Source organism: Proteus sp. G2675 (genome assembly GCF_963886535.1).
GTDB lineage: Bacteria > Pseudomonadota > Gammaproteobacteria > Enterobacterales > Enterobacteriaceae > Proteus > Proteus mirabilis.
Genome location: NZ_CAWPCB010000038.1, coordinates 39,351 through 64,926 on the forward strand (window position 1 = coordinate 39,351; position 25,576 = coordinate 64,926).

General features: G+C 34.6%; 20 protein-coding genes. 8 read left to right on the forward strand and 12 right to left on the reverse strand.

Translation table 11 applies throughout. The features are described from left to right. Positions 1 to 34 precede the first annotated feature (34 nt). From AACQ49_RS13465 to nagK, 11 genes are all read right to left on the reverse strand, one after another. Positions 35 to 484 carry a DUF411 domain-containing protein gene (locus tag AACQ49_RS13465; RefSeq protein ID WP_004249975.1) on the reverse strand — a complete coding sequence of 150 codons (450 nt, stop codon included), beginning with the start codon at positions 482 to 484 and terminating at the stop codon, positions 35 to 37. Positions 485 to 668: 184 nt separating this feature from the next. Then, a complete protein-coding gene (locus tag AACQ49_RS13470) occupies positions 669 to 1,343 on the reverse strand; it encodes a fimbria/pilus chaperone family protein (RefSeq protein ID WP_004246565.1) in 675 nt (224 codons plus the stop codon). 21 nt (positions 1,344 to 1,364) lie between these two features. After that, on the reverse strand, positions 1,365 to 3,278 hold the full coding sequence (locus AACQ49_RS13475) for a fimbria/pilus outer membrane usher protein (protein WP_004249799.1): 1,914 nt from the start codon (positions 3,276 to 3,278) through the stop codon (positions 1,365 to 1,367). Between the two features lie 173 nt (positions 3,279 to 3,451). Further along, positions 3,452 to 3,754, reverse strand: coding sequence for a hypothetical protein (locus tag AACQ49_RS13480; protein ID WP_223232002.1), 303 nt, complete (start codon positions 3,752 to 3,754; stop codon positions 3,452 to 3,454). Between the two features lie 36 nt (positions 3,755 to 3,790). Further along, on the reverse strand, positions 3,791 to 4,429 hold the full coding sequence (locus AACQ49_RS13485) for a hypothetical protein (RefSeq protein ID WP_004249798.1): 639 nt from the start codon (positions 4,427 to 4,429) through the stop codon (positions 3,791 to 3,793). Between the two features lie 284 nt (positions 4,430 to 4,713). Next, complete coding sequence (locus AACQ49_RS13490; protein WP_020946484.1) at positions 4,714 to 5,376, reverse strand: fimbrial subunit; 663 nt, start codon at positions 5,374 to 5,376, stop codon at positions 4,714 to 4,716. Between the two features lie 412 nt (positions 5,377 to 5,788). Further along, positions 5,789 to 6,445, reverse strand: a complete 657-nt coding sequence (locus AACQ49_RS13495; RefSeq protein ID WP_004246560.1) for a fimbrial protein — start codon at positions 6,443 to 6,445, stop codon at positions 5,789 to 5,791. A gap of 396 nt (positions 6,446 to 6,841) precedes the next feature. Then, positions 6,842 to 7,507: a DUF1120 domain-containing protein gene (locus tag AACQ49_RS13500; protein WP_012368617.1), complete on the reverse strand. Its 666-nt coding sequence runs from the start codon at positions 7,505 to 7,507 to the stop codon at positions 6,842 to 6,844. 296 nt (positions 7,508 to 7,803) lie between these two features. Continuing rightward, positions 7,804 to 8,208, reverse strand: a complete 405-nt coding sequence (locus AACQ49_RS13505; protein ID WP_004249797.1) for a YgiW/YdeI family stress tolerance OB fold protein — start codon at positions 8,206 to 8,208, stop codon at positions 7,804 to 7,806. 148 nt (positions 8,209 to 8,356) lie between these two features. After that, positions 8,357 to 8,941, reverse strand: a complete 585-nt coding sequence (locus tag AACQ49_RS13510) for a rhomboid family intramembrane serine protease (RefSeq protein WP_017826969.1) — start codon at positions 8,939 to 8,941, stop codon at positions 8,357 to 8,359. Between the two features lie 94 nt (positions 8,942 to 9,035). Then, a complete protein-coding gene (nagK, locus tag AACQ49_RS13515) occupies positions 9,036 to 9,947 on the reverse strand; it encodes an N-acetylglucosamine kinase (protein WP_004246555.1) in 912 nt (303 codons plus the stop codon). A gap of 1,444 nt (positions 9,948 to 11,391) precedes the next feature. On the opposite strand from nagK, the gene AACQ49_RS13520 reads away from it, so the two are divergent. The 8 genes from AACQ49_RS13520 to AACQ49_RS13555 all read left to right on the forward strand — a co-directional run bounded on the left by AACQ49_RS13520 (position 11,392) and on the right by AACQ49_RS13555 (position 23,774). Continuing rightward, positions 11,392 to 11,787 (forward strand): hypothetical protein, encoded by a 396-nt coding sequence (locus AACQ49_RS13520; protein WP_049203066.1) that lies wholly within the window; start codon positions 11,392 to 11,394, stop codon positions 11,785 to 11,787. A 147-nt stretch (positions 11,788 to 11,934) separates the two neighbouring features. After that, positions 11,935 to 14,049 (forward strand): UDP-forming cellulose synthase catalytic subunit, encoded by a 2,115-nt coding sequence (bcsA, locus tag AACQ49_RS13525; RefSeq protein WP_161779093.1) that lies wholly within the window; start codon positions 11,935 to 11,937, stop codon positions 14,047 to 14,049. Positions 14,050 to 14,051: 2 nt separating this feature from the next. Continuing rightward, a complete protein-coding gene (gene bcsB, locus AACQ49_RS13530; RefSeq protein WP_161779094.1) occupies positions 14,052 to 16,400 on the forward strand; it encodes a cellulose biosynthesis cyclic di-GMP-binding regulatory protein BcsB in 2,349 nt (782 codons plus the stop codon). Between the two features lie 10 nt (positions 16,401 to 16,410). Beyond that, positions 16,411 to 20,097: a cellulose biosynthesis protein BcsC gene (locus AACQ49_RS13535; protein WP_161779095.1), complete on the forward strand. Its 3,687-nt coding sequence runs from the start codon at positions 16,411 to 16,413 to the stop codon at positions 20,095 to 20,097. Between the two features lie 15 nt (positions 20,098 to 20,112). Further along, positions 20,113 to 20,583 carry a cellulose biosynthesis protein BcsD gene (gene bcsD / locus AACQ49_RS13540; RefSeq protein ID WP_017628733.1) on the forward strand — a complete coding sequence of 157 codons (471 nt, stop codon included), beginning with the start codon at positions 20,113 to 20,115 and terminating at the stop codon, positions 20,581 to 20,583. A 38-nt stretch (positions 20,584 to 20,621) separates the two neighbouring features. Beyond that, positions 20,622 to 21,527, forward strand: a complete 906-nt coding sequence (locus tag AACQ49_RS13545; protein WP_161779096.1) for a sensor domain-containing diguanylate cyclase — start codon at positions 20,622 to 20,624, stop codon at positions 21,525 to 21,527. A gap of 173 nt (positions 21,528 to 21,700) precedes the next feature. After that, positions 21,701 to 22,663, forward strand: coding sequence for a UTP--glucose-1-phosphate uridylyltransferase GalU (galU, locus tag AACQ49_RS13550; protein WP_020946490.1), 963 nt, complete (start codon positions 21,701 to 21,703; stop codon positions 22,661 to 22,663). A gap of 73 nt (positions 22,664 to 22,736) precedes the next feature. Then, positions 22,737 to 23,774 (forward strand): glycosyl hydrolase family 8, encoded by a 1,038-nt coding sequence (locus AACQ49_RS13555; protein ID WP_063215393.1) that lies wholly within the window; start codon positions 22,737 to 22,739, stop codon positions 23,772 to 23,774. 138 nt (positions 23,775 to 23,912) lie between these two features. On the opposite strand, the gene AACQ49_RS13560 is transcribed toward AACQ49_RS13555, so the two are convergent. Next, entirely contained in the window at positions 23,913 to 25,562 is a 1,650-nt protein-coding gene (locus AACQ49_RS13560; RefSeq protein ID WP_004249965.1) for an LTA synthase family protein, read from the reverse strand. Between the last annotated feature and the right edge of the window lie 14 nt (positions 25,563 to 25,576).

Genomic DNA, 25,576 nt, shown 5'->3' on the forward strand with positions numbered 1-25,576 from the left:
TATTCTTGTTACATCAATATGATGAGAGTAAAAATTAATTGTATGATTTAAATAGTGATTGATTACCTGCTTTATCAAAAGCAATGACTTGATAAGGTTCTTTATAGTCCCCTGCATACATACCTAAGCTACCCGCTGGCATACCTGCAACAGCAATGCCTGTTTGCTTTTTATCCATTAAGTCTATATTTTTTAAGCTATCGATAGGAATATGTCCGACTAAGTCTTTGCCTTGGTATGTTGCATAGTGACAGCTTAATAAATTATCAGGGACTGCTGCTTGCTGATATTTTTGCATTAATTCTGTTTCAGAGACAATATTGACATTAACATCAAAGCCCGCTTCTTTTACACCATCAGCCCACAAATTACAGCAACCACAATTTTCGGTTTTATAAACTTCAACTACAGCATGATTTGCCGCTTGTACAGTACCACTAACCGTTGACAATACTAAGAGAGAGGGAAAAAGTAATTTTTTCATCATGTATTCCTTATAGATACGAATACAGAGAACAATAATCTTTCCCCCTACAGGAAGGTCAATTCAAATAAAGTATAAGCGTGTAGATTTTTGTAAAAATAAATATATAGGGTTAATAATATAAATGTCTACATAAATAAAAAAGCCTTGATATAACATATCAAGGCTTTATATATTAATTATTTTAATTATTAACTTTCATTTTAATATCACCTGCTAATTTAAATCCATAACGACTTAAAGGTGATATTTTTATTTCTGTTAACTTTTCTTTTACATCAACTTTAATTTCTTCTTGAGGACGAATATAAAATTGACCAATACTATAACCGTTATTGCTTGGTAAAGAGCTAAAAGCGGGAGCCATACGAATAACTTGTTTACCATTATTCTTTAATATTAATTGATTATTGACTTGTTTTACTTCTAGATTTTTCCAAGGTTCACGTTCTATGGTTAACCCTTTTGGAATAATTAACATCGCAATATCTTGTCTGATAGGCATTTTTGTTGAATTGACCTTTGCAACACCAATACCTTGGAAAGAGGCTTTTAAAATTTGTTCATCATCAAATTCAATACCGTCTTTTAAAATAAAATTAATATTCTGACTTTGATCTGGCTCTATTCTTGTAATAGGTGGAGTTATAATAATATTTTTTGCTATTTCGTGTTGTTTATCTAAATCGCTGACTTTTGTTGATAATAAAATAGGTTCACTACCCGTATTTTTAACATTAAAAATTTTTCTTGGCTCTTCTGAATCTAAAATAACAGTCATGGTTTCCAATTGAAAACTAGCATGAGAAAAATGACTTATTAATAGAATGAGAAAAATCATTCCTTTTAGTATTTTCATAATTAGACTATCCTCTTTGTATTACTTACAAATTGCATCAACTTTTTCATATAAAAAGTCTGGATTAAATTCTTCTGGAACTGAATAATCAACAGAACAGATGTCACCATTATCTGATTTTACTTTTAGTGGCTTACCGATTTGCTCATTACTTATTATAACATTACCGTCCCCCATAATAACACCTATTAGATTTCCCTTATCATCAATAACACTATTTGCTGTATTAACAGGTTTACCATCTGGTTTTTTTATTTCTAATAAAACTTGCTTCATTGTATTGACAGGGATCTCACGAGAAAAAACAGTACCTTTTGCCAATGCAATATCAAAGGATGTTGTGCCTAACATAACATTGAGTGGTAAATTTTTAGTATTTAATAGAACAGTTGTTTTTTTATTTACAGGTAAGTTAGGAATAACGGCGGTACCAAAGTGATTAGTTATTGTCGTACCACCACCCATAGAGTTAACTAAAATACCAGATTGTCCTGGAACACGTAAAATACCGAAAGTATCTCCTAACTCCACAGGAGAAGTAGCAAATAATCCATCACTATAAGCAATAGCACCAGATGCTGTCAGCATCGCCGATTTTTGATTACTATTACTAAAGGAGCCTGTCGCACTAATTTGGCTGTAAGCGGTTGTTGCATTGATATTACCGCTAATATTCTTATCTTTACTGTCTTTATCAGCAGTTGCCCCGATAGAATATCTAAATAAATCATTATGATAATTACTATAATTTGTTGTTAAAGATGATGTTTTATAATGTTGGTATTGAGTACTAAATGATGATGAATTATTAATAGGTACGTTGATGTTTACAAATGTACGATCTTCAAAATTACTACTTTTTTGATAGCTAATATTAAAAGACATAAATGGAAATCTTTTTCCATAAGAAATGGTATTTGAATAATTGTCTTTTTTATCACCATAATATTGGCTATAGCTAAGGCTATAACTCAGTGATCCATAACGTTGATTTCCTAAGCTTAGAGATAATGAGCTTGATGTTTTTGTCTGATTATTAGCAAGATTATCATCTAATGGGTCTTCTATATTATCTATTTGTAGAGATTCATAGAGTGTGGAATAGTTGCGTGAACGATATATTGTTGATAAGCCTAGTGAGAATACTGATACAGGTAAACTTAAATTAGCATTTGCTTGGAAGCCATCACCTTTATTAGAAGAAGATGCATATTTAATACCAAAGCCAGTAGATAAAGGACGATGTTCACCAAAAACGCTATTTACGCTACCTACAATGGACTTATATTTTGATGATATTTCCATACCCCCTAGAAAATTATGATTTAAATAATTAATGCCACCTTCAAAACCGGTAATAAAAGGAGTATGTATGCGTTCATCACTTGAGTTTTTTCTATATTTCCCCATAAAAAAGTTAAAGCTGGTACTACTCTGTGGATTTTTTAAGTCTTTATTTGATGTAATAACATCAAATTCTTGAATAGTACCATCATCTTGAATAACTTTGACATGTAATGGTTGACTTGATGATACACCACTAATGTTATTTAATTGGAAAGGGCCTGCAGGTATTATCGTTCTATATAACAATCGATTATTTTGTGTGACTTCAACGGTAGCCGGTTTTTCAGACATCCCAGTAATAGGAACTGTCAACTTACTGTTTTGATAGCTACTATCTGAATATAATTGAAAACCATTCACATCAGCACTATCTAATAACTCACTATTAGATGTAATTTGGCCTAATTGTAAAATGGCTTTGATGCGTTCTATTGTACGTGAAAGCGTTGTTTCATTAAATCTATAGTAAGTTTTCCCATCACCTGAAGAAAAGCTACTGTTATTACGTAAAATCCAATTATAAAAATTTATACCTGTTTTAAAATCTCCTTGATAAAAATTCCTATTATTAGAGCCATTTAACTTCATACCATAGATTCTATAGTTGTTGAATACCCCTAAGCCACCATAGGTTAATTCATTACCATAGGCACTTTGATCGAAGTAATCATCATTAATAGTGATATCAATAGAGTTGTTATTTGGGTGATAGGTAATATCTGATTTAGGATATATCTCTAAAAAATCAGCACAATCTGAATTTATCTCTTTTTTTTTAATTTCAGCTTATCTATTAATTGATTATTTAAGCAAAGATTACCTGATTCATTAATAAGAATATTATCAGAATAGTTAAGGCTACTATTTACTATAATTGTTACATCATGATAACCAGGAAGAAAATGACTTCCTTCTTTAAAATAATCAGCGATTTCACTGCCATAACCAAGAGATTTAAGTGAGTCAATATCAAACTCGATATTTTTATTATCAGCTAATGCTAAATTATTGTTAATTAGATAAGCTAATAATAAAAATATCATTTTACGATATCGAAAATGCATAATGAACCCCATAGTAAAACGTCGCGTTTTTAAATTTTAAGATCCAAATGAAAAATCGAATAATAGAGAGCCTGAAAGTTCTCCACCATCGACAAGAGGGCCATTTGTTTCTTTTAAACTATAAATTGTTGGTGAAATTTTTAACTTTAATTGATAGTTATTCCCTTTCGAAGGTGTTACACCATCTTGACTAAATCCGTTTAGAGTGCCTATTTTTAATTGTGGGCTTGTTTTTATTATTCCAATATTATTTTCGTTATCTGTTTCATAAATATTAACATCAATACCATCTACTGTGGCTTTTTCAACAGATACCTGAAAAAAACCAATCTTACCTGTTGTATTTATAGTGCCAAGGCCAAAATGAGTTTGATCATTATCTGTGGTTGTTCCCATTTTTTCATCTGCTTTTATTGAAAATAGTACAGGTGAAACAGGTGAAGGACAGCTTATATTTATTAATGTATAACGATCATCTAACTTATTATTTTCATTAGATTTAAACATATAAGCTTTAAGATTATGATACTCTATGGTTATATCTTTTTGTGACACAAAACAATCATCATTAAATGATGGTGCTAGATCGTTATAAATATCTGCAAAAGCAGATGTTGATACTAATGAAATACTTAAAAATGGTAAGGTAAAATAAAAAGATTTTATAATATTCATAATAACCTAAAGCCAGCTAGTGTAGTTTCTTTTTCTGATGTATTTAACTAATTCGACCTTTATAATAATTTTTAATTAATTATACGCTTATAGAAAATAAAAAACAGTCTTGTAATTTAATTGGTGATTTTAAAATGGGTTTTTATATTCTATATCAAATCGGCTACTCTAAAATATATAGTCTATATAAGATAATTAATAAAAGACTTTCTATATCTGATAATTTATAAAAATATTTAAATAAAAACGTAAGAAACCCAAATGATTTCTTACGTTTTTTTTAATTAAATTCCGAATTGGAATGTTAATGTGGCTAAACCATCTAACTTAGCATCACCATCACTATTTTTTAGTGCGCTATTGATGGTTGGTGTGACTTCAAAATCTGCCGCAAATACTTGACCGTCAGCATAATCATTAGCATTACTACGAGCCCAACCTAATGAATCATTTTTTACTAGTGTCTTAGAAGTAGATCTGCTATATCTAGAATCCATTACATAGACTTTCTTTTCTTCACTAGTCAAATCTTCTTTTACTGTGGCATTTTTCATTGAAACTGTGTAGTAACCTACTTTAGTATCAACAGCCTCTTTTCCATCGACTGCCATCTTATAACTGCCTAAACCAAAATAAGAATCACCTTCTTTTTTTTCTGTCCCAGCTCTATTATCAGTAGGAGTAAAAGCTAGATAGGTTTTTGCATCACAAGTTACGACAATATTTTTTGATTGAGGCTCTAATGTTAAATCACCTTTTGCAGGGAAAAGGCCAGGAGTTACAGCAAAAGTATATTCAACAGTAGTTTCACTTGTTTCGCCATTGATGGTACAAGTTGGTGGTTGGATATCCCCACTTACTTTTAATTTAGCGGTTGGTGTCGCAGCGAAAGCGATACTACTTGATAAAGTAAGTAAAGAAATAGCTAATAAGCTTTTTTTGAACATATATCCTCCATGAGCGATATAAAACTATCTTAAAAAGATTATTTATAACCTCTCATATCGTTTGATTTTAAATAATAAAAATCTCAAGTTTTTAGAGTGACTCAAAGTATATAAAAATCATCTAAATAAGATTGCATTTATATATTATACTCGTATATATAAATATTAACACCCTTGGTTAAATTTTTCGCATTAATAATTTAACAAAAGATTAAATATAATATAATTTATCAGAAAATGATTTTCTTTATTTGATGGAGTTTCTATATTTTATACCTAAAATATAGGTTTTTTTCTTGATGTTTTTTTTTGATATTATCGAGAAGGTTGTTTTTGTGGAAAATAAGAATGTAAGAAATTAGTTTAATTTCTTACATTCTATTTTAAATTAATTTAGATTAATTTAATTAAATTAGATACCAAATTGGAAAGCAAGAGTTGCTAAACCATCTAATTTAGGTTCACCTCCGCTATTTTTTAGTTCACTATTGATAGTTGGTTTGATTTCGAAATCAGCTGCAAATACTTCACCGGCAGAGAAATCGCTAGAGCTTTTAGCCCACGCAAACACTTTTTCTTTTTGAAGACTTTGAGAACTGTTTACAGCACCATTGTAGAATACAGAAACTTTAGCTTCTTCTGCATCAGCAGTTGGTTTTACTGTCGCATTTTTCATGGTAATACCATAGAAACCTACTTTAGTATCTACAGCTTCACCCTCTTTGTTTGTTTCGTGGTGTGTACCTAAACCAAAGTTAGCCGCATTTGCTTCTAATTCTGAACCTGCTCTATCATCTGTAGGAACAAAAGCTAAATAGGTTCTAGCATCACAAGTAACAGTAATGTTGTGTGAAATTGGTTCTAATGTTAGATTACCTTTTGCTGGGAAAAGGCCTGGGCTAACATCGAATTTATATTCAACAGTAGTCTCACTTGTTTCCCCATTAACTGTACAAGTAGGGGCTTGAATAGTACCGATAACTTTTAGTTTAGCAGTAGGTGTAGCAGCAAAGGCAACACTACTTGTTAGAGCAAGTAAAGAAACAGCTAATAAACTTTTTTTAAACATACATCCTCCAGTGGAAGTATATATATATCTTAATTCGATACATATATACCTTTTTAATGCACTTTATTTTTTCAAAAATAATAAAATGCTCTCAACTTTTTAAGTTGCTTATTTATATTATTATCTTAATAAGAATACCTTACAAATAATTATACGCTGATAAAAAATAAAAAATAGTATTTATAATTAAATAAACTTTAAATGCATAAAAAAGATAAGAATTAAATATTTTAATCTTAATAAGATAGTCATTAAATGTTATTTAAATCAAAATAAGATAATTAATAAATTACTTTCTTTGTTTGAGTATTTAAATACGAGTCTTATTATAATGAATGAAAAAACATATAATAAAAAGTGTAAGGTAATTGTTAAATACCTTACACTTTATTAATATTAAATACCAAATTGAAATGTCAAAGTGGCTAAGCCATCTAATTCAGCTTCGCCTTCGATTTTTTTCATTTGGCTATTAATGACGGGTTTGACTTCAAAGTCAGCAGCAAAAGATTTTCCTGCAACAGATGTCTTACCAGGCAAAGCCCAACCATACTCACTTTGTTTATGAATTAATGTATTAGGAACTGATGTCGTGGCGTTGTTAGATTTGATATAAGCTTTTTCAAACTTACTACCATCTTCTTTTTTGACAGTGGCATTGCTGATATTGATGGTGTAATAGCCTACTTTTGTTTCTGCATTTTTTCCATCATCTTTATTTTTAAATTGATAGTGACCTAAACCAAAGAAGGCTTCACTTTCTTGGCTCTGTGTCCCTAATCTATTATCTGTTGCAACAAAAGCTAAATAAGTACTTGAATCACAAGAAATAACAATGTTTTTTGATTGACCTGCTAACTTTAAGTCACCCTTTTCAGGGAAAAGACCTGGAGTGATATCAAAGTTGTAGATGATTGTGGCTTCTTGCTCTTCATTATTGATAGTACAAGTCGGAGGCTTGATCCTTCCTGTGACTTTTAATTTAGCAATAGGGTTAGCTGCTAAAGTAGTACCGCTGGATAATGCTAATAAAGAAATTGCTAATAAATATTTTTTAAACATACATCCTCCTATGGCGGTATAGTAATTTATCAAATTATAGCCGTCATTTTTTGATGTGTTTTGTTTTTTTATAAAAAATATTTAATAATTACGTAATTTAAGTATTTTTTCTTACTTAAAATAAAAACAATCAAAAAAGCTTTTGTGACAAAGCTAACAATAAAACGGTGGCGCTATATTGTTCATAATCCGATGATAATTGATGGAGGAAGTATTAATGGATAAGGATAAAAGAAGGGAATAAATAAAAAGACACATAATGTTTTAATCTTTATGTGTCTTTTTAAAGAGTATAGTTATTTAACAATGCTCAGTTGTTTTACATCGATTTCAGTACTTGTCCACTCTTTATCGATCTTACCTTCAATTTTTACGGTATTCTCAGGCGTAACGGTTTGACCACGCCATCTTTTTTGGTCTATTTCAACATTAATAGCACCTGTTGTGTCTTCAAAAACATAAAGCTCATCACCAATTTTTTTGGTGATTTTACCTGTTAAGATAACCCAAGTATCATCTGAAAGTGTTTTTGCTTTAGCAACGGTGGTTTCGCTAATTGAGGGACCTTTAAATCCACCTTGCTCTGTGGTGGTGATAGCGCTTTGTGGGGCAACAAAACCACCACTATTTTGTTGGTTTGAATTGGCTTGAGATGCAAAAGCCAATGTACTACCAATTAATAAAACTAGTATTTTTTTCATAATAGGCTCGCTTATTGGTTTAAACATTCACTTAGAGATAGATTAATTCTAGTTCAATTCTTCCTATAAAAATGCATATTAAAGTAAATATTGGTATTAATATATCAATTTTATCAACTTGTTATTGATAAATGATGGTGTAATTATTTCATTTTATTATTTCTACTACACGGCTTTTCCGACGAATGATTTTTCTTGCACACCAAGCATAAAGCAACCCAGAGATAACGCCCGCGATATGTGATTCTGTAGAAACCCCTAATTGCCCGGGGATTAATCCATAAGCCATAGAGCCGTAATAAAACAGCACAAATAAGGCGATGAGGATATCGATAATTTTATGGCGAGTAAAAGCATGGGCAATTAGCAGTGACCATAATCCAAAGATCCACCCACTTGCACCGACATGAATAGCGTTACGCCCAAACAACCAAACTAATAACCCACTGATGATAATGATAAAAATACTTGAATAGCAATATTCTCGTAATGACTGTGTCATCAATAAAAAGCTAAGTATAAGAAAAGGTAATAAATTACTAAAAAGGTGAGACCATGAGCCATGAATAAAAGGTGAAATAAAGATACCGAATAAACCTTCGCTGCTTCTTGGAATAATACCATATTGAAGAAGATGGACTGGGAAGAGGCTCCCTATAATTTGTAATAAGAAAAGAAGGATAGTTAAACCACTGAGAATATAAATTCTTCTTTTTAGCCAGAGACGATCCATAACGATAAGCCTTTATTGTAGGTGATGACCTTTATTTATGAATCTACTGTAAAGAGAAGAGCCTTTCTGTTAGATGGCTCTTCTTCTATTATATTCAGTCTAATAAATTTAAGCAGGCAGCTCCTCTTGCTCCACCCGCATCACCATAACGTGCTTTTTCTATTGTTGGAATTTGTGTATTACCGTATACACAATGTGAGAGATAATCCGGTAATAAGGTATACAGTGCGTCAAATTGTGATAAACCGCCACCAATAACAATTAAATGTGGGTCAAGTACAGTCAGAATATTACTAAGGTAAATGGCTAATACTTTCATATAGCGGTCAACATGCTGTTGGGTCTGTTCATCGCCTTGATAATATTGTGCAACGATATCCACCGCTCTTTGTGGTGAGCCATTAAAGGCTTTATACATACGTTCAAAACCACGACCAGATAAATAAGTCTCAAAGCAGGCTTTTCTACCACAACCGCACAATATTTTTGGCATGGTCTCACCAATCACATTATCAGCATCTACATTAAGATTCATGTGACCTATTTCACCGGCAATACCATTTTTACCAGAGAGTACTTTGCCATCAATGACAAAACCACCGCCAACACCCGTACCTAATATTAAACCCAGTACTGAAGGATAATGACGAAATTCAGGATCCCATGCTTCTGATAAGGCAAAACAGTTAGCATCATTCTCAACTTTGACGGGGCGTTCAAGAATATTAGCCAGATCGTGGATCATCGGTTTATATTTGGCAGCAGGCACGTTGGTGGTAAATACAGTTCCTTCTTTTGCGTTGACGATGCCAGGAACACCGATACCTATTTTTCCTTTACAGCCTAAATCATTATCAGCTTCTAAAGTGAGTGTTTTAAAAACATTTAATAGAGCTTGATAATCATTCTTTGGCGTTGGTACACGTTTTTGCCATACTTGAGTAAGATCTTTATCAAAAACGGCGAGCTCGATTTTTGTGCCGCCCATATCAAAACCATAATACATATCAGTCTCTTAGTTATCCTGTAAATGTAATCCGTAGCTTAATTAAATAGAGAAGAAGCTATGGTGCTTAATGGTCATCACTTCAGTTAATGCGTTTTTTCTCTGTCTATTACTTCCACAGATTATAAGATTTATCACTATTTATTAAAGATAGCATAGAAACAATCGTAGATAAGCGCATTTTGTGATCTTGTCAGGAGGTGAAACGTTTTTTCTAACCCCATTTTTAATAGAAAAAAACTATCATAAAATGACTAGTTTTTAGATTTTAATAAAGAAAATATGGATTAATATGATAGGAATACTCTTAAAAGGAGTGGTTCCGAAAATGTTATCGTTAACATTATATCTAAAATAGATGGTTGTTATTTGATGTATTTTTATTAGTATAAAAACGTAGTTAAGTGCTATTTAATGATATAAAAAAACAAAAATATACGTATTAATACTTGTATATAGTAATAGTATCTACAAGGTGTGCATTATTTATTATAAATCAGTCAGTTAAAGATTCATTGTTATTATAGTGTTAAAGTTAATTAATGTATTCGTATCTAGTATATTTATTCTTTTTATTAAGTATTATTAACAATATTATTTAATACGTAAAATATAATCTTGGTTAATTATCCTGATTTTATGGTTAATGATAGTTGTTTTTCCTATTAATAAACAATAAAGAATATTGTTATTAAATCATCTCTTTTAAGTTATTTTTTTTAGATTATCTTAATGGGTCTGAATAAATAAAGTTATTTTCTTTTTATAGCATGACAATGTGTTAGCTACTCTATGAAAAAAATACACTTTTCGCTTATAAAAATGTGTCTTTTTTTGATGATGATCAACACAAAAAAACAACATCGCATTTTGCTTTGTGAGCCATATTTTACATTTAAAAAAGATCAGTAGCTGAAAAATTTCATATTACTTTTCTCAATGTTTTTTCTTCTTAGAATAAATTATATTACAAGGTAATAATTACAGGATTTTATTTTTATAAAATTTATACAATTTGTTATTAGTTTTATTACGTTATTAGATGGGGAATTAACCTGCTTTTTTACGTTAAAAAGAGACTTTTTTTTTGTGTTTTTCATTAACATTGTATTAAGTAAAAATACACAGTTAGATAAAATAAAATACAAGCTGAGCGAAAAATAGCTATTTTGAAGGCGTTGTATTTCCTATTAAAATAATTATACAATTCAAATTAAATAATCATTACTTACAATTAGACAGTGTCTTTTTTATTAGATGAAATATTTTACAAGTAAAATTACTCTGCATGATTTAGGTTTGTATAAATAAATGAAAGTTGTCCTGCACCTCTTAGGTGTTAGCTTTTAAATAAGCTTATTTAAATTGTTTTTGTATCCTTATCTTGGTGAGGTTTTTAATTGTTTGACAAGGTATTAGGTGCGATTATTTAAGGGTTCATATTATGTATGATGATATAGATAATTTAAAAAATAAGTTTCAGGAAGAGGGGTTTACTTTTCAAGATTTCTCTTCTCAAACGACAGGTAATATAGCCTGTAATATTGGCAATAGTGTTATAAATCAACAGGATAATAAAGACTCCCTATCAGGAGATAATGAAGAATTCTTGAATATATCTAAAGTTAAAAAGAGACAAAAACAAACAGCTAATATAGCGACTTCTCTTTCTTATTCACAAGATTTAGCCTCGGAAGTAAAAGAAAAAAATAGAGTTAATAAGCAAAGTAAGTGTTTGCTAGATAATCAGTTATTTGAAAAAAAAACCACAGATAAGTGCCAAGTAAATGAAAAGCTCTCATTGCAAAAGATATTTTCATTTATTGCATCAGCTAATTAAACAAGCTCTTATATATAAATGATATTGACTTGTGTCAATTTATAGCTATTGGTATTTTCTTTTTTTAAAAAATTTTATTGGTCTATCGTACCAAAAATGAATTTTTTCTTAAAAAAGAAAATAATAGCAATGGCAAGGTACGGGGTTATGAATAAATTATTTAAACTATTAATAACAGCTTTTTTATTAATAACAATGTTTTCGCTTATTGTTATGCCAATGAGTGCTAAACAACAATATATATTTGGTATAATTAATATTCTGCTGTTATTTATTATTGGCTCTAAAAAATCAAAAAAACGATTATTAACAATGATTTTTTTATCATTGTTAATGTCTACACGTTATCTGTATTGGCGAGCAACCCACACACTTAATTTTAATACCTCTATTGAAGGGATATTGGGTACAGGATTATTTTTGGCTGAGATCTACTCTTGGATTATTTTAGTTTTAGGTTATTTCCAAACAGCTTGGCCATTAAATAGAAAAATAGCGCCATTACCAAAAGATATCTCGTTATGGCCAACAGTGGATATTTATGTACCCACATATAACGAAAGTTTAGATGTGGTGCGTGATACGGTTTTAGCCGCACAAAGTATTGATTATCCAAAAGATAAAATGAAAGTTTATCTTTTGGATGATGGTAGCTGTGAAGAGTTTAAGCAATTCGCCAATGATGTTGGTGTGACTTATATTGAGCGTGAAGAGCACGATCACGCTAAGGCAGGTAATCTAAATCACGCAATGGCATTAACTGATGGTGAGCTTATTTGCGTCTTTGACTGTGACCATATCTCCACCCGTATATTTTTACAGGCAACGGTGGGCTGTTTCCTTGAAGATCCAAAATTAGCTTTGGTGCAAACACCACACTATTTCTATTCACCCGATCCTTTTGAACGTAATTTAAGTGCCGCCAAAAACGGCCCTCACGAAGGTGCACTTTTTTATGGCCCTGTTCAACGAGGTAATGATAATTGGAATGCAACCTTCTTCTGTGGTTCATGTGCGGTAATGCGTCGTAGCGCCCTAGAAGAAATTGGTGGTATTGCGGTTGAGACAGTCACAGAAGATGCCCATACGGCATTAAAATTACAACGTTTAGGTTGGAATTCGGCATTTATTGATATTCCTTTAGCTGCAGGTCTAGCAACAGAGCGTTTAGCATTACATGTTAATCAACGTATTCGTTGGGCTAGAGGAATGACACAAATCTTTCGTGTTGATAACCCTATGTTAGGCCGTGGCTTAACGTTTCCTCAGCGGTTATGTTATCTCAATGCGATGATGCATTTTCAGTATGGATTGCCTCGGATTATCTTTTTAACCGCACCTTTACTGTTTATGTTATTCAACCTCAATATTATCGCCTCTTCTGCCAGTATGATTTTTGCCTTTGCATTACCACATTTAATTATGTCGGTGTATGTAAACTCACGAAATATTGGTAAATATCGCTATTCTTTCTGGGGAGAAATCTATGAAACAGTGATGGCATTTAGTTTAGTACTGCCTACATTGCTCAGTTTAGTCTCGCCTAAATTAGGTAAATTTAATGTCACTGATAAAGGCGATTTGCTTGATAAAAGCTATATGGATTATCTAACGGTACGCCCTTTGATTATTACTGCGCTACTTCTAGTTATGGGTATTTCATGGGTCATCATTCGTTATTTATTAAATGATTTTCAAGGCATCGACCCTTTAGTCATTGTATTGAATTTGGTTTGGGCAACTTATAGTTTATTTATTGTGTTGGCATCGATCGCAGTAGGTAAAGAAACACGCCAAATTCGTAAAAATACCCGCATTAAGGCATCACTTCCTATCACTTTACATTTTGATGATGGCGCTGAATTACAAACTACCACCGAAGATATTTCTATGGGGGGAGTGCGTATTGCGATTAATAAAATAGCTGAATTACGCCAGCGTACTGTTAATAGCATTACGTTAATGGTGCAACGTGATGTTGTTACGCTTCCTGTGGAAATGGTCAGTTTAGAAAATAGCCAGTTACGTCTCGCTTTTTTACCAATGGATTTAAATCTACGCCGTAAGTTAGTACGGGTGATCTTTGGTCGAGCAGATGCTTGGGTTCATCAAACACAATATCAAGACAAACCATTAAAAGAGTTAGGTGCTATCACTGGCTGTATTTTTGAGTTGTTCTTTGGTCGTCGTCAAAAAGTAAAAGCACCGGTAAAAAGAGCAAAAACCTCTCTCTCTGTGCAATCTATTAATGGGGATGACTAGGTATGAAAAAGAAACTGACATCAATACTAAGTCTGACGGTTATTGCCATGGCGAGTATTCATTTTTGCTATGCGACAACAGGAATGCTAGAGCTAGATGGTGAAGTATTACCAGAGCCAACATCTTATACTCATCCGCCACTACAACCCACAGTAAGTACGCAACTATTTGATGATGTTGCACTCTCCGAGGCGCGTAATATTGAAGAGCAGTTAACATTAGCTCAGATGGGGAGTCCATCACCAATAGTATTATCCGGTCGACGTTTATTATCCGGCGTGACATTTCGTATGGCAAATGATCTGTTTATCGATAGTGCGACACTCACCATGAAAGTGAAAGCTTCATCGGGATTAGTGCAAGCCGATCAAACGTTACATTTGATGCTAAATGGTCAACCTATGGGATTTTTGCCTTTAGAAGAAGGTGAGCAAGAACATGAGTATATGTTAGAAATCCCTGAAATGATGTTGACCAATGTAAACAACTTGAGTTTTCGCCTTGCCAGTCGCGATGCTTTAGATGAAAAGCAGTGTATTCCTCCTTTAGCTGATGAGTTAAGTTTGGTGATTTCGCCCGATTCATCATTAAATTATCGAGGTCGTTGGATTAATGGCGGGTATAGCTTGGAACGACTGCCCCTACCGTTCTTTGATCCTGACAGAATGACAGCGACCTCATTACCTATTGTTTTAGCCGATAAACCAGATAATGGGCAGGTAACAGCTGCCGCTATTGCTGCTTCTTGGTTTGGTAGTTTTAGTCATGATATTAAACAAATAGATTTACCTGTATTAATGAATCAACTACCTGATAGCGATGGTGTTTTAATTGGTTATGCCGGACAGACTATTGCAGGTATTACCTTACCATCAGGAAAAAATGGGCAGCTCACGATAGTCGATAACCCTGTTGATCCCGTATTTAAATTATTACTGATTAGCGGTGATGATGAAAAAACATTACGTCAAGCTGCATGGGCATTAAATAGTGGCAAATTGCCACCAAATGACCAATTAACGGTTGCTGCTCAACATATTCCGGTACGTCAGGATTATGATGCCCCACGTTGGTTAAATACCAATCATCCTGTAACATTGGGTGAGATAGCTCATGGTCGTGATGATTTTACTCGCCAAGGAATAAATCATGCTCCTAATCAATTTTCGTTTCGTGTCTCACCCGATCTCTTTTGGTGGGATGGAGATGCGCTACCTTTAGATCTGCAATATGTTTTTCCTCATTCAGATAAAATAAATAGCCGTCGCTCTTCGTTAATTGCCTCTTTAAACCATCAATTTATTGGTGCGTTATATCCTTCTCGTTCAGAGCCATTAGGAATATTAAGACAGTGGTTAGGGATGGAGAGTGCACAGCAAAGTAGTACGCTTTATTTAGATCCACGACAAATCTACAGTCAAAATCAATTAGAATTCTATTTTGATTTACATGAGTATGATGATGCCCCCTGTATTTTAACGGATGGCCAAGGATTGATTAGTCGTATTGATCCGCAATCAACCTTACAATTCAAAAATACGTGGCACTATTCCAGAATGCCTAATTTAGCCTATTTTTCAGGTGCATCGTTCCCATTTAGTCGCCGGGCAGATTTTTCTCAAACCACATTATTATTGCCAGAAAACCCCACAACTGAAGAGCTATATACGTTAGTTAATTTAATGGCGAGATCGGGCTATTCAACCGGTACACCTGTTTCTTATATTTCTGTTTTTCTTGGTGCGCAAGACTTAGAAAAAAATCAGTTAGCACAAAAAGATATCTTGGCGATTGGAGAGTTAGGTAGTAACGGCTTTTTGCCAAGTGCTTTTTCACAAAAAACCTTCTCTTTTATAAATAACCAACTTGAGATCCAATCTCCCTCATTGATAGATAAAGCTAAAAGTTGGTTAGCCGGTGATCCATTATCACCAAGTAGTGATGCGGCAAATTATCTTGCTCTGTTAAATGATTGGCGGGGAATGATGAGTTTTATCTCTCCTTGGGCTAAAGATCGTGTGGTTGTTTTGGTGACTGCAAAAGGTAATGACTCAATTAAAAACATCATTGGTGATTTGAACCATGCAAATGTCAATGCCGCTATTAAAGGGGATCTGACTTTAATTAGTGGTCAAGATACGGTGATGAGCTTCCATTTAGGAGAACATTTTTCACAGGGAGACCTGCCTCTATTACAGCAATTTCTTTGGTATTGCACCAGACATGTCTATTTGCTTGGCATGTTGGCAGTCGGTTTTTGTGCGCTAACAGGGAGCGTGGTTTATTGCTGGTTACAACGCCGCTCAACGCGTCGCCTGAGTGAAATATCAAAGCGTCATGTTGATAAATAGGGGGAATAAAATGAAAAAACAGACACTTAATATGATTGTTAAAGTGATTTATGCCAGTTGCTTATTAGGCGTTACCCATTCCACGCTTGCTAATGCAACAGATGCGAATATTGTCAGCTCGTTAATAGAGCAAGCAAATTACTGGCATGGAAAAGCGCATGATGAACGAGCCATTGAAGCGCTACAAAAAGTGCTGATCATGGAAAATAATAATCAAGATGCGCTGTATTTAATGGCTTTTTTTACTGCGCAACAAGGAAATGAAAAACAAGCCAGCTATTGGCGTGAAAAACTGGCACGGATTGCACCTCAAGATCCGCGTATTGCGGGATTAAAAAATATTCGCTCATCTCAATTTAGTGAACAGCAATTGGGTTACGCGAGAGAATTAGCCCAAAAAGGGCAACATGAAGAGGCAATAAAAGCCTATCAGCGCTTATTTGTCACACATGAACCACCTGATACGCTATCACTTGAATATTATCAAACTATGGCTGGAATACCGGCAATGTTGCCACAAGCGATTGCTGGGTTAAAACAACGTGCTCAGCGGATGCCAGATAATAAAGAAACACAAAAAGCATTAGGATTAACATTAACTTATAACGAAGAAACTCGCCGTGAAGGGATTGCTATTTTAAGTAAGATTTCTGGTGATGAAACGGCGAAAAATGGATTAAGACAAGCCTTACTATGGCTTAATGTACGTCCTGATGATGAAGGGCTGTATCAATCTTATCTACAAACTAATCCTAACGATAAAGCTATTGCACAGCATTACCAAGGAGCAATACAAGGTAATGCCCGACAAGCAGGTTATGAAGCGCTAAACACAGGCAACCTAAAGCAAGCAACAACTTACTTTAAACAAGCATTAACGGTCGATAGTCAAGATGCTCAAGCGTTAGCAGGATTAGGTTATGTGGCTCTACGTTCAGGTGATTTGGCAACCGGACAAAAGTTATTAAACCAAGCCTCTCAGTCAGGGGGGGAACAAGGGCAAAAATGGAAACAACAAGCAGAGGATGCGGGTTTTTATTCTCAATTACGAGAAGTGCAACGACAAGCTAAGCAAGGTAATACTCAGCAAGCACTGGATAAATTATTACCTTTAACTCACTCATCGGGTGAAAAAGGATTATCAGCACATTTATTGCAAGCGGATTTATTGCGCAAACAAGGTAATTTACCTGCTGCTTATCAGCTATTATCTGAACTATATCAACAGCATAGTCAAAATGAAAAAGTTATTTCCGCATATTACTACTTGCTTATTCAACAAGGAAAAAACAGCCAAGCTGAGCAGTTAGTAGCAAAACAACCCGCATCTTTACGACAAAAATTAACGGCAAATACTGATCCATCAGAAAGATTACGTCGTGATGCGCAAAAGGCGTTAGAAAATGGTCATCGCACTCAGGCAAGACAATTATTAACTCAGGCACAACGTAAAAACCCGCAAAATAATTGGGTATACCTTGATTTAGCCCGTTTAATGATAGCCGAAGGTGATAAAACGCAAGCGGATCAGCTCATTTTACAACTTGAACGTCGTCAAACACGTGATGCCAATTATATTGCAGCGCTCTTTTATGTTGAACAAAAACAGTGGGATAAAGTTTTTACCCTACTGAACAATCAACCTCAACAAACTGAGGCGGAAAAAGCGTTATTAGAGAGAGCGCGTTTTTATCGTCAACTGACACAAGCTGAGCGTTACTATAAAACGGGCAATCTCGTTGCGATGCGCAATACGCTGCGCCCTTTAATCAACCAAGTGGCTGATTATCCAAATGATGTAGGGGAATTAGCTGAAAAACTGGTAAATAGTGGTGCACAAGATGAAGCACTGCAATTGATTGAAAATGATCTGGCTAAAGGGACTAAAGGCTCCGTGGGAAATTATGCAGGGCATATCAATGTGTTTAATGCGTTAGGACGTTATGCACAAGCCTCGAGCTTGATTAATGATCCCGCATTACAGCAACAAACGCCAGCAGCCGAGAAACAACGTTTAGCTATACTGACAAATGTTGCGCAAGCGGATAGTTTACGGGAAAAAGGTGAAATCAAAGCCGCTTATCAAACTCTCGTCACCTCATTAAAGGTAAGTCCTGATGATCCAGACTTATTAATGGCTTTAAGTCGTGTGTATTTAGCGCAATCTATGCCAGAGCAATCAAATAAAATTCTCTCTTACCTTGAAAAACAGCAAGGGAGAGATAGCAAATTACTTCAAGCACAAATTGAAGTTGCTCTGGCGCAAAAAGACGGTCGTAAAGCCAAAACACTGTTACAACAAATACCGACATCTTCACAACCTGCTTATCTATTACAAGCAGCACAAGTAGCGCAATTAAACGGTGAAAATCGTCAGGCATTGGCGTTATTGCGTAGCGCACAATGGCAAACGACAAATAACACAACAGGTACGGTGAATACCGCAGCAGGGCAGTTAATGGCACTAGAGAGTGAAAATAGTGTGATGACTGGATCTATAAATGAAGATAAACAGATGGTTGCGGTTCAACGCTCCATTCGTCAATTAGAGCAGCAGATATCTCCTTGGGTACAAGGTGGTATTGCTATTCGTCATCGTAATGGTGATAAGGGATTATCAAATTTGACTGAAATATCGGCACCGATTTCTATCTCAAGTGTTCCTGGTGAAGATTGGCGCTGGCAATTTAATATTAATCCCGTTTCAATCACCAGCGGTACGGCTTCTGGAGAGCGCGCTAATCGCTTTGGCTCGGGGCAATTGCAGCATGCTGAACGTTTTGCGAAAAACAGTGAGAATCATGATGAAAAGAACAAAATAAACGCAGATGATGCGGGAAGCCAGCGGGCTTCAGGTGTTGAATTAGGATTGGTTTTATCTGATCACAATACACGTTTTGATGTTGGAACAACACCTTTGAATAAAGATAGTTCCACTATTGTTGGTGGACTGACTTACTCACCAAAAATTGGCCAAAATGGACAGTTAACATTAACCGCAGAGCGTAGAGCGATTAAAGATAGCTTACTTTCCTATATGGGACGTACCGATCCTATAACGGGAGAAACCTGGGGACAGGTCACGCGTAATGGTGCTAAAGCGCAATATGCATGGGATGATGGCAAAGTCGGTGCTTATATTGGTGGGGGATACTATAACTACCAAGGGAAAAGTGTTGAAAGTAATGAAGAGGTAAAAGTTTGGCTTGGCTCTTATGCAAACTTCTACAAAGATGAGCAACAAGAAGTCAAAGCAGGTGTTCATGTGGACTATATGAACTTTAAAAACAACCAAAATTACTTCTCATTAGGGCATGGGGGGTACTTCAGCCCACAAGATTATGTCGCTGTCTCTTTGCCTGTTGCTTATACCCGTCGTTTTGAAAAAGGAGAGGTATCGCTAAATGGTGCGATAGGGGTACAGAGTTACAAGCAAAAGGGGAGTGATTATTTTCCAACCCATGCTTATATGCAAAATGCGTTAAACAAACGTCATACGAGTGACTCACGTATTAAATCTCGTTATGAAGAGCAAGATGAAACCAATATTACCTATCGTTTAGGGCTCGATGCTAAATATTATTTAAATAAAGAGTCAGAATTAGGACTCAGCTTATCTCATGATACATCGGGTGATTATGCTGAAGATAATATGTGGTTATATCTAAAATACACCCCAGACTTTTTATCTAAATAATTAAGGAGATAAGTAATGAACCAACATGATAGCGATATATTACAGTTACCTTTTGAAAGCGGTTGGCAAGATCTGACACAACTATTATTTTTTCAAATAGTTAGTGATAACGATATTACGCAGGCCGAAAATAAATTAAGAGATATCGGGAAAGATATCGCTCAACGTTACCCATTACCTGATAGCGAAAATATCCAGTCATTAGAATCACATATTAATCAAGTTTTAACACTGTTTAAGTGGGGCTTTGTGACTATCTCTCCAGCAATGAGTGAGTTGCTATTAGTTCACTGTGCATGGCCACATTTTTCAGCAAATGAAGAGGAAGCTAATTGGCGTGCAGCGAGTGCCAGTGTATTAGAAGGGCTATATGAAGGCTGGCTTACTCATCAAGGGGGAAATGATAAAATGCATGTGCACCGTCAAGCTACAGATGCAAAAGATGCCTTTATTTTTCGTTATGCGAATAGTTCATCAAATAAATAATAAAAACTATGCTTTATTGATAAGCATAGGAGGAAAAAATGAGTGAATTAGTAATTAATAATAATATTGTTAATGACTTATTAATAAAGCAATTTACTAATTATGTATTTATGATGATAGTAACAGATATAAAAGGTAATATTATCTACGCTAATAAAAAATACTGCCAATTTAATCATATTAATTTTGAAAGTATAAAAAATAAAAGATATAACTTGTTTTATTTAGTTGATGAAAATCAAGATGTGTTTTCTAACATTAGTGATAATAAAGAGGTAATAAGATTAGAGGCAAAACACCCAAATAAAAATAAACAAGAAGTATGGGAAGATATTAATATCGTTCCAATTTTTGATAAAAATAATCTAATTTCTCATTATGCATTTTTAAGTTTAGATATCACGGATAAAGTAAAGTTAAGAAATGATTTATTAAATAAAAGCTATATTGACTCTTTAACTGGAATGGCTAACCGTCTAAGTATTATTGAGAAAATTGAACAGGAGCGATTAAATATTGCGACACCTTCATCTTTTTGTCTTGGGATTATTGATTGTGATAAATTCAAAACGATTAATGATCAATATGGCCATGCTATTGGTGATCATGTTTTATGTGAGATAGCGCAGCGTTTATTAGCCTTAGAACGCCAGCAGGTTTACTGTGGGCGACTTGGTGGCGATGAATTTGCGGTACTTTTCCCTGCTGGATTACGTTCTTGCTCTTTATTGTTATTGGAGATCATCGAATCGCTATGGCGAGGGATGGAAAAACCGATAAAAATCAATAAAGAAAAAACAATCGTTCCTTCTATTAGCTTAGGTATTGCTGAATACCCTAAGGATGGCAAGACATTATCTGAACTATTAAAGTCAGCAGATAAAAAGCTTTATGCAATAAAAGAGAAAGGAGGAAATAAATACGGTTTTTATTCAGAGTATTAAATAACACTATATTTCAAATAAAAATCATTATTAATAAATAAAAATCTCCTTATCTGGAGAGGGATACTTATATTTTAAATAGAGAGTTTTTTAGAAAAGAAAATAAAAGAAAATCATTTTCAATTAATAACAATGTATTGTTTTTATATAAATAATTATTTGAGGAGTATATTATGATGAAAGCTGTTATTCCTGTCGCTGGATTAGGCACACGTATGTTACCTGCAACTAAATCCATTCCAAAAGAAATGTTACCGATAGTTGATCGTCCTTTAATTCAATATATTGTTGAAGAGTGTGCACAAGCGGGCGTTGAAGAAATTATTTTAGTGACACATTCATCTAAAAATTCAATTGCTGATCATTTTGATACCAGCTTTGAATTAGAGAATATGTTAGAGCAACGAATAAAAAATAAATTATTAAAAGAAGTTCGCTCTATTTGTCCTGAAAATGTAAAAATTATCCAAATTCGCCAAGGGCAAGCATTAGGATTAGGGCATGCCATTTGTTGTGCTCACCCTGTCATTGGTGATAATCCTTTTATTGTATTACTCCCCGATGTGCTATTAAATTCTCACTACTGTGATCCTTGCCATGATAACTTATCTGCCATGATCAAACGCTTCCAAAAAACAGAGCGTAGCCAAATTATGGTTGAACCTGTCGCACTCACTCAAGTACATCAATATGGAATTGTTGATTGCCAAGGTGTTTTTTGCCCACAAGGTAACTGGGCGCCTATTCGTCGTATTGTGGAAAAACCTAATCCAGAACAAGCACCTTCTAATCTTTCTGTGGTGGGGCGCTATGTTTTCTCTGCAGAAATTTGGCCGTTACTCGATGGGTTGCCTGCGGGTGTTGGTGGCGAAATCCAATTAACGGATGCTATTGATCTCTTATTGAGAAAAGAGGTTGCCGAAGCTTACACCTTAGTTGGTAAATCTCATGATTGTGGTAATAAACTCGGTTATATGAAAGCCTTTGTTGAGTATGGTTTACATAATAGCGAACTGAAAGAAGAGTTCGCTCATTGGATACAAGAGTTATATGCAAAAGATGTATTATCCCAAACTATGGCCAATAATCGCCCAACACTAAAAGAAGTCGATAACAGTGTGATGACAATTTTTTGAGGCTATTTTGCAATAATCAGTAGTATGCCGACCGAGTTCATTTAGCGGTCGGCAAAAGAAGGAGAAAGAGACAATGTCCATAAGACAGTTATCTCGATTGACTCATCGACTTGGTCTTTTGCTAACACTAAGTGTGATGTTAATGATATCCCCAATGACACAAGCGACAGAAACCCAAGCAGGATGGCAACAATTTAAAGCGCGTTACATTACTCCCGAGGGGCGTGTCATTGACAGTGCTAATCAAAATATTTCACACTCAGAAGGTCAAGGATATGGCATGTTAATGGCGGTTATGAGTGACGATCGCCAAACCTTTGCTCAATTATGGCACTGGACGGCAATGTCGCTGTATCGTGGTGATCTTGGCTTATTTAAATGGCGTTATGAACCCGAAAATAATCAACATACACCCGATCCTAATAATGCAACAGATGGTGATATTTTAATTGCTTGGGCATTATTAAAGGCTGGGGAAAAATGGCATGATGAAAGCTATCTTTCAGCGTCAGATTCTATTCAGCATGCGATCCTTGAACACACTTTAGTGAAGACAGAAAACTACAGTGTACTCTTACCGGGAATTAATGGTTTTAAAACCCCCGAAGAAATTATCATTAACCCCTCCTATTTTATCTTTCCGGCATGGAAAGATTTCTATCGAGTTAGTCATGATAGTCGCTGGAAAAATTTAATTAACGATAGCCAATCCTTATTAAGAAAAATGCGTTTTGGTAAATATAAATTACCAAGTGATTGGGTAAGTTTATACCCTGATGGTCATCTTGCCCCGAGTGAAAAATGGCCAGCACGATTTAGTTTTGATGCTATTCGCATTCCTCTTTATTTGGCATGGGCACAAGATAAACTCGCATTACAACCTTTTGTGAATTATTGGCAACAATTTGATCGTGATAAGACGCCTGCGTGGATCAGTATTGATGGTAAAGAGCGCGCCGATTATAACTTAACGCCAGGTATGATGGCGGTAAGAGATCTGACAATGAAAACAGCAATTGAAAATGTCGATTTAACTAAGGATACGGATTATTACTCTTCAGCCTTACATTTATTAGCCGCCTTTGCGCAGAATAATCACAATGACTATTAGTTAGCCCCGGTGGATATAACCATTAAAATAAAAAGAGGCCAGTTATCAGCCTCTTTTTTGTTCAATATCAGGACGAGTCAATAATCGTGTTGTTACAGATTACTAATCCCGATCACCTTTTATCAGTAAATTTGAAAATTAATTATCTTTGCCACCGGCAACGTTTAATTTGTCATAAATATAGTTCTTATAGCTATTAACTAATTTTTCATCCTCACAATCATTTAATTTGCCTTGGCATAAATGACGCATTTGAATATTGGCTTTATAGTAAGGTGATAAAGGTAAACGAGCGCGCTCTAACAACATTCCCCCTAAAAAATTAATATCCGTTAATTCTCCAGTAGAAAGGGTTGCACCTTGCGTTAAATTATCCCTTAAGGTGAATTGAGTAATATGTGCTGGATCACTAAAAGGTGATTGATAATTTTTTAGGTCAATATTAGGTTGATGATCACCAAAATAAAGAAACAGGGTGGGGCGCTCTCTATTTGCGACAAAGTGAGAAAAATCTTCAATAGCCGGATCACTGGCAATAATTTTTTCCATATAGTGGCTAAATTTACCCGGTGCATCAGGGCTTTCTGTTTGGCCAGCTAATTGATAATCATCACTATGTGAGCCTTTATAAGGGCCATGCTCATACATAGTTAAAGAAAAGATAAATAATGGCTTATCTGTATGTGTTTTTAAGATTTCTTTTAGATAATTAATCATATCTTGGGTAGGGATAGTCCATAAATTCTCTTCTAAACTCCCCGGATAACCCAATTCTTGTGGCTGGATAATCTCATCTACCCCTAATTTTTCATAAGCATATCCCGCGTGATAGGCGTTACGATTAAAGGGAGTGAGCAGTACGGTGTAATACCCTTGAGATTTGAGTTGGCGGAATAAACTTTCATTGAGTTTATCAACCACAAAATAGAACACAGAGTTTTTACGCGCACCAAAATCATCGGTATTTAGACCGGTTAATACTGAGAACTCAGAAAGCCAAGTTCCTCCACCAAAGGTTTGTACTCGTAATGGGCTTTGGGCACTGACACCTTCATCTTTTTTAAACATAAAAAGATCGGGCAAATCCACGTTTTTATCAAATTGGTAAATGGTTGGGTTTACGGTAGATTCTTGTAGTAATACAACAATATCGGGTTTTACCTCGGTTTGTGTTTCCGGTAAGACCACACGGTTGGCTTGCTCGATAAAGTAGTCTGCACTTTGTGCATAGTAAGGGGGATGATAAGCTGTTTGATAACCCGACATAATTAAATTAGTCACAGTTCCTCGACCACCGGGAAGCGTACCTTCCCACTCCGATTGCCATTTATTCACTGTAAAATGAATAGTTGTAAGGCCAATAATAATGAGTAATAAGCTACTTAGGCGTGTAGCAATAGGTGATTTACGGGAGAAACGCCACGCGGTAACCATATTAATGATTAGCCAAATAGCCATGGCAATAATCGCGACACCGGCTTCCCAATACTGCGTTAAGGTGCCTAAATTTGAGCTATCAAAAGCAAGGTTAAAATCTGAAAATAGCAGTGACTCTTTATAATAGTGGACTTTAAGCTGATTGATAAACTTGATAATGATAAAGAGTGTCCCTGTTGTGATTGCTGAGAATAGCGCGCGGGACGATAAAACAAAACACAGCGTAAAAATAATAAAATAAACACTGACAGACAGTAGTGCGGTATAAATTAGAGAAGCTTTCTCAAAGACAATAAATAATGAAGCAATAAGAACAAGCGCAAGATATATACGCCCTGATAATTTTTTCATATCTCTTCCGAGCA